Annotated in this window: 4 protein-coding genes; 1 reads left to right on the plus strand and 3 read right to left on the minus strand. The window is 73.6% G+C overall.

Translation table 11 applies throughout. The annotated features are described in order from the left end of the window. From QZX64_RS13660 to QZX64_RS13670, 3 genes are all read right to left on the minus strand, one after another. Positions 1 to 1,953: [protein-PII] uridylyltransferase (locus QZX64_RS13660; RefSeq protein ID WP_295660854.1), on the minus strand; the 1,953-nt coding region annotated here is incomplete at its 3' end. A gap of 104 nt (positions 1,954 to 2,057) precedes the next feature. Next, positions 2,058 to 2,396 carry a P-II family nitrogen regulator gene (locus QZX64_RS13665; RefSeq protein ID WP_295660856.1) on the minus strand — a complete coding sequence of 113 codons (339 nt, stop codon included), beginning with the start codon at positions 2,394 to 2,396 and terminating at the stop codon, positions 2,058 to 2,060. After that, positions 2,393 to 3,769, minus strand: a complete 1,377-nt coding sequence (locus QZX64_RS13670) for an ammonium transporter (RefSeq protein ID WP_295660859.1) — start codon at positions 3,767 to 3,769, stop codon at positions 2,393 to 2,395. The genes QZX64_RS13665 and QZX64_RS13670 overlap by 4 nt, the downstream gene beginning before the upstream one ends. Before the next feature lie 256 nt (positions 3,770 to 4,025). On the opposite strand from QZX64_RS13670, the gene QZX64_RS13675 reads away from it, so the two are divergent. Further along, the coding region (locus QZX64_RS13675) for a glycosyltransferase family 2 protein (protein ID WP_295660861.1) at positions 4,026 to 4,340 on the plus strand (315 nt) is incomplete at its 3' end.

Consider the following 4,340-nt stretch of genomic DNA (forward strand, 5'->3'; position numbering starts at 1 on the left):
GTCCCGGGTGGCGTCGGCCGGTCGCAGCCGCTGCGCGGGGTCGATGCGGCCGGAGGTGATCGACTCGAGCCGCTGACGCAGCACGGCGGGCTCGAGAGCGGTGTCCGAGACGTCCCACTCCGACACCGCGACGTCGTCCTGCGTCCACGCCCGCGCGCCCCGCACCGAGGTGCGCTGGAGCGCGAGCATCGCCGCCACGTCGGCGAGCAGCCCCACCCGGTCGGGCGCGACGACCCGCACCCGCACCCCGTCGTCGACGTCGAGCACGGCGATCGACGTGGCGCCGCGGCGTACGTCGTCGGGCACGTCGACGGGGTCACGCACGACACCGGTCGGCTGCTCCCCCGACTCCAGCGCCCGCAGCGAGTGCGCGGCCAGCCGGTGGACCAGCCCGGCCCGCCACGTCGACCAGGCCTTCGCCGACGCCGCGCGGGAGTCGGCCTCGGTCAGCGCCAACAGCAGGGACAACGCCTCGGGCGAGGTGATGCGCGAGGTGATCCGCGCGATGGTCGCGGGGTCGTCGGGGTCCCGGGTGGTGGCCACGCCGGAGAGCAGGAGGTGCCAGCGCACGAGCGTGGCGACGAGGTCGGTGCCGGCCGCGTCGAAGCCCATCCGGGTCGCGACCTGCCGGGCGACGGGCTCGCCGGCCACGCTGTGCTCGGTCAGCTCGCCCTTGCCGATGTCGTGCAGCAGGGCGGCCACCATCAGCACGTCGGGCCGCGAGACGGTGCGGATGAGCGCGGCGGCCTCGATGCAGGTCTCGACGACGTGCCTGTCGACGGTGAACCGGTGGATCGCCGAGGCGTGCGGCAGCAGGCGGATGCGCTGCCACTCCGGCAGCACCCGGTCGACGGCCCCGGTCTCCTCCAGCGTCTCCCAGACCCCCAGCAGCCCCCGGCCGGCGGCCAGCAGCCGGACGAGGAGGTCGCGCGCCTCGGCGGGCCACGGCTCCGGCACCGGCGGCGACTCCCGCACCAGCCGGGACGCCGTGGTCGGCGACAGCGCGACCTCACGCTCGGCCGCCTCCGCCGCGGCACGAAGCAGGAGCAGCGGGTCCTCGGCCGGCGCCACCCGGCCGTCGAGCACGACCTCCCCCGCCGACAGCGCCACCCCGGGGGCCACGCGCTGCAGGTCCGGACGGCGGACGCCCGCCACCGACACCGGCCGGGCGAGCACCCCCTCGACGCGCCGCCACGTGAGCCGGTGGATGTGGGCGATCCGGCGTCCGGTCTCCCGGAGCGCGACCTGGGCCGCCTCGGCGCCGTCGAGGCCGAGGCGGTCGGCCAGCTCGCCCCACACCTCGGGGGCGACACGGTCGGTCGGGCGGCCGGACACCTCGTGCACCAGGTCCCGCAGGTCGAGCATCCCCTGGCGGGCACGCTCCAGGGCGACGTGCGGCACGTCGACCAGCCAGGTGGCCACCAGCGCCCGCAGGACGGTGGCGTCGCGCAGGCCGCCGGCCGCCTCCTTGATGTCGGGGACGGACTCGTGGGCCACCTCGCCGACCAGGGCGTGCCGCTGACGGACGATGCGGTGCAGCTCGGGCAGCCGGGCCCGGGCGTCGCGACGCCAGCCCGCGAGCATCGTCGTCCGCAGCCGGAGCGTGAGGTTCGGGTCGCCCGCCAGGTGGCGCAGGTCGAGCAGGCCGAGAGCCACCTTCACGTCGCCCGCGGCGGCCTCCAGCATCTGCTGCTCGGTGCGCACGGCGTGGTCGAGCCGGGCCCCGGCGTCCCACAGCGGGTACCAGATCCCGGCGGCCCCCGCGTCGAGGTCGAGGGCGTCGTGGTGCACCAGCACCACGTCCAGGTCGGAGTACGGCGCCAGCTCCCCCCGGCCGTAGCCGCCGACCGCCACCAGGGCGGCGCCCACGTCGGGCAGCCCGGCCTGCGCGTAGGCGCAGGCGCACAGGGCGTCGGCGGCGGCGGCACGCGCCGACCTCTCTGCTGCGGTCATGCCTGGTGCACCTCCGTCCTACGGTCGTGGCGTGGTGTCGGTCGCCCGGGACGACCTGACGCCCCGGCCACCACGGGCGGCCGGGGCGTCTCGGGTGCGCGGCGCTAGATGGCTGCGTGGTCGGTGTCGCCGGTGCGCACCCGCACCACCGTCTCGACCGGGCTCACCCAGACCTTGCCGTCGCCGATCCGGCCGGTCTGGGCCGTCTTGACGACGATGCCCACGATGTCGTCGGAGTCGGCGTCGTCGGCCACGATCTCGATGCGGATCTTCGGCACCAGGGCGATGTCGTACTCCGCGCCGCGGTAGACCTCGGTGTGCCCTTTCTGGCGGCCGTAGCCGCTGACCTCGGAGACGGTCATCCCGGTCACGCCGAAGGTCTCGAGGGCCTCGCGGACGTCGTCCCACTTGTGCGGCTTGATGACCGCGGTGATGAGCCTCATGCGTTGGCACCTTCCTTGCTGGTGGGGCTCGTCGGGCTCGAGGAGCCGGTGCGGCCGGGCGCCGGAGCCGTCGCTGCGGCCAGGTGGCCCGAGGCGAGCCCGAGGCCCCCGCCGCCGCTGCTGGTGAAGTCGTAGGCGGACTCCGCGTGCTCCGCACCGTCGATGCCCTCCACCTCGAGCTCCTCGTCGAGGCGGAAGCCGATGGTCCTGGAGATCGCGAGGCCGATGAGGACGGTGAGCACGAAGGAGAACGTGAGCACCGCGACCGCACCCACGACCTGGCGCCAGAGCTGGTCCACCCCGCCACCGTAGAACAGACCGTCGACCGCCGCCGGGGCGCTGGCGGTGGCCAGGAGGCCGATGCCGATGGTGCCCCAGAGGCCGCCCACGAGGTGGACGCCGACGACGTCGAGGGAGTCGTCGTACCCGAGCCTGTACTTCAGGCCCACGGCGAGGGCGCAGAGCACGCCCGCGACGAGGCCGAGGACGAGCGCGCCCACCGGGTTGACCGAGGCGGCCGCGGGGGTGATGGCGACCAGGCCGGCCACGATGCCGGAGGCCGCACCCAGCGAGGTGGGCCTGCCGTCGCGGACCTGCTCGACGACGAGCCAGCCGATCACGGCGGCGGCCGTGGCGGACAGCGTGTTCACCCAGGCGACGGCGGCGAACACGTTGGCGCCGATGGCCGACCCGGCGTTGAAGCCGAACCAGCCGAACCACAGCAGGCCCGCGCCGATCATCACCAGCGGCAGGTTGTGCGGGCGCATCGCCTCCTTGCCGAAGCCCTTGCGCCGGCCCAGCACCAGGGCCAGCGCGAGGCCCGCCGCACCGGCGTTGATGTGGACGGCGGTGCCGCCGGCGAAGTCGAGCGCCTGGAGGTCGTTGGCGATCCAGCCGCCCACGAAGTCGGCGCCGGTGACGCCGTCGAAGGCGAAGACCCAGTGCGCGACCGGGAAGTAGACGACCGTGGCCCAGACGGCGGTGAACACCAGCCACGGCACGAACCGGGCCCGGTCGGCGATCGCGCCGGAGATCAGCGCCACCGTGATGATCGCGAACACCGCCTGGAACCCGACGAAGGCCAGGCTCGGCACCGTGAAGACCAGCGCGTCGGGGTCCATCAGCCCCGCGAGGCCGAGGTAGTCACCGGGGTTGCCCACCAGACCACCCGCGACGTCGTCGCCGAACGCCATCGAGTAGCCGTAGAGGACCCAGAGGACCGTCACGACCGCGAGCGCCGAGAAGCTCATCATCATCATGTTCAGGACGCTCTTGGAGCGGACCATGCCGCCGTAGAAGAGTGCCAGGCCGGGAGTCATCAGCAGCACGAGTGCCGCCGACGTGAGCACCCAGGCGGTGTCGCCAGTATCCATGTGTCTCAACCTCGTGATCGTTCGCACGGAGGGCACGGGCCCGGCGGCGACGACGCTGTCGCGGGGCCGGTCCCGGTCCAGTGGCAGAAACTGTGCGGTCCCGAGGTTTCCGCCCGCGGCGCCGGGTGTTGCGAGCGTGCAACGAGTGCGCCGGCCATGTTTCGCCGAGGTGAACGACCGGGCCCCGTCCACCCGTGAACTAGGGTGCGGTGGTGGAACCGAGGACGGGCCAGGCAGTCGAAGGAGCCCCCGCAGGATGAGGATCATCGGCACCTTGATGGTGCGGGACGAGGTCGACATCGTCGCCGCGATGGTCGAGCACCACCTCGCCCAGGGCATCGACCGGCTCGTCGTGACCGACAACCACAGCCTCGACGGCACCACCGAGGTGCTCGAGGCGTATGCCGAGACCGGTCGCATCGAGCTCTTCCACGACCACGAGCACCGCAAGCAGCAGCGCGACGTGGTGACCAGGATGGCCCGCCGAGCGCGCACCGAGCACCGTGCCGACTGGGTGCTGAACCTCGATGCCGACGAGTTCCTGATCCCGGTCGACAAGTCCCTCACCGTG

Source organism: uncultured Nocardioides sp., from assembly GCF_902805925.1.
Taxonomy (GTDB): Bacteria; Actinomycetota; Actinomycetes; order Propionibacteriales; family Nocardioidaceae; genus Nocardioides.